Origin of the sequence: Candidatus Regiella insecticola LSR1 (assembly GCF_000143625.1) — a bacterium.
GTDB lineage: Bacteria > Pseudomonadota > Gammaproteobacteria > Enterobacterales > Enterobacteriaceae > Regiella > Regiella insecticola.
The window spans coordinates 1-234 of the sequence record NZ_GL379704.1; the positions used below are offsets into that span (position 1 = coordinate 1).

The following is a 234-nucleotide window of genomic DNA, read 5'->3' on the forward strand; positions in this document are numbered from 1 at the left end:
TGGCGGAACTGCTGGCCGCGCAGCCGGTGGTGAAAAGCGCCAGGACACAGCGCCATGTGAACTACATCTCCATGGAGTTTCTGATTGGCCGCCTGACCGGTAATAACCTGCTGAACCTCGGCTGGTATGACGAAGTGAAGGCGGCACTGGCAGAGCATCAGCGCGACCTGAGCGAATTGCTGGAAGAGGAAGTGGATCCGGCGCTGGGCAATGGCGGTCTGGGGCGCCTTGCCG

The 234-nt window shown here is 61.5% G+C and carries 1 protein-coding gene; it reads left to right on the forward strand.

Annotated elements, in window-relative coordinates; all coding sequences use genetic code 11:
- Window positions 1–234, forward strand: a 234-nt coding sequence (locus REG_RS09580; protein ID WP_006705456.1) for a glycogen/starch/alpha-glucan phosphorylase, incomplete at both ends; no start/stop codon positions are given.